Below are 1,462 nucleotides of genomic sequence, written 5' to 3' on the forward strand. Positions count from 1 at the left end.
CTCCTGACCTGAGGGTCGGGGGCGGCGTCCGTCGTCTGCGTCGACGGTGTGACACGCCCCCCGCCGAGGGCGTCACCCTCGACCTGTGAGTCGGTCACCCTCGACGGTCAGGCGCGTCACCCTCGGCGACCTGGGTGGTCACCGTCGGCGGGTGCGTTTGTCATTTGTCGTGCGGACGACGAACATGGGGCCTCATGACCAGTGCAACCGTTTGCAGCAACGCTTACATCGTCGAGGGATCGCTCGGCGCACTGCCGACGGTCGCGCTCGTCCACCCCTCCGGAGCCGAGCTCGTCGTCGCCCTGCGAGGCGCGACGGTCCTCGCCTGGCGGGCGCCGTGGAGCCGGCCGTCCTCGCCGTCGCACGACGTCGTCGACCTCCTCGACGGGTATGCGACCGAGCAGGCGCTCCTCGCCCAGGACGCGACGCGGTCCGGCCTGATGTTCCCGTTCGCGAACCGCATCGCGAACGGCACCTACGTGTTCGACGGCGTCACGCACCACGCCCCGCCCGTCGCGCCGGGGGAGACCCAGACCATGCACGGGTTCGCGCGCGTCCTCGACTGGGAGATCGTTCCCGAGGACCGGGGTGCCCTGCGCGGCGGGGGCACGGACGGCACGGGTGCGCCTGGCGACGCGAACCGTACGGGCGAGGTGACCGAGGCTGAGTCCGTGGCCCTGGCCCTCGCGACCGAGATCCGGGGCGCCGACCTCGACGGCTATCCGTTCGACCTCGAGACCCGGATCCGCTTCGAGCTCACCGAGCGGACCCTCGACGTGGCCTGGTCGTTCCGCAACGTCGGCCTGAGCGCCGCGCCTGTCACGGCCGGCTGGCACCCGTACTTCCGCATCCCCGGCCACGACACGATCGACGGCCTGGAGCTGCACGTGCCCGCCCGTGCGACCGTCGCGACCGACGCGAGCCTTCTCCCGCTCGACGGTGAGGCGGCCCGGGTGGTGCGCGACGCCGTCGGGCCGGTGGCTCTTGCCGGGACCTGTCTCGACACCGCGTTCACCGACCTCGTGACCGATGCGGACGGCCGCGCGCGGACGCGCGTCCTCGACCCGTCGACCGGCGCGGGCCTCGAGCTGTGGCAGGAGCGCGGCAACATGCACGTCTACACGGGAGACGGGCTGGACGAGCGGGCGCGGGCATCGATCGCGCTCGAACCCGTCGAGAGCCTGACGAACGCGTTCAACCGCGCGGACTGCGCGCAGGACGTCCGGCTCGAGCCGGGGGAGGAGCGCGTGTTCCGCTTCGGGGTCGGGATCGTCGCACCGCACCGCTCCTGACCGGAGCCGAGACGCCCGATTTGGCGCCCCGGCTCCCGTCCCGTAGGGTGGTGTTCACCGACGCGGGGTGGAGCAGCTCGGTAGCTCGCTGGGCTCATAACCCAGAGGTCGCAGGTTCAAATCCTGCCCCCGCTACAAAGAGAAGGCCCGGTTCAGCAGGAATGCTGAAC

1 protein-coding gene and 1 tRNA gene are annotated in these 1,462 nt (G+C 71.7%); both read left to right on the forward strand.

Annotated features, from left to right (window positions below):
- The first annotated feature begins 194 nt into the window (after positions 1-194).
- The gene (locus ACFRCR_RS18700; protein WP_377679686.1) at positions 195-1,292 is read left to right on the forward strand and encodes an aldose 1-epimerase; all 1,098 of its coding nucleotides are present in this window, start codon (positions 195-197) and stop codon (positions 1,290-1,292) included.
- A 61-nt stretch (positions 1,293-1,353) separates the two neighbouring features.
- Positions 1,354-1,427: transfer RNA gene (locus ACFRCR_RS18705), tRNA-Met, on the forward strand.
- The last annotated feature ends 35 nt before the right edge of the window (positions 1,428-1,462 follow it).

This window comes from Oerskovia sp. NPDC056781 (assembly GCF_042789955.1).
Classification (GTDB): domain Bacteria; phylum Actinomycetota; class Actinomycetes; order Actinomycetales; family Cellulomonadaceae; genus Oerskovia; species Oerskovia rustica.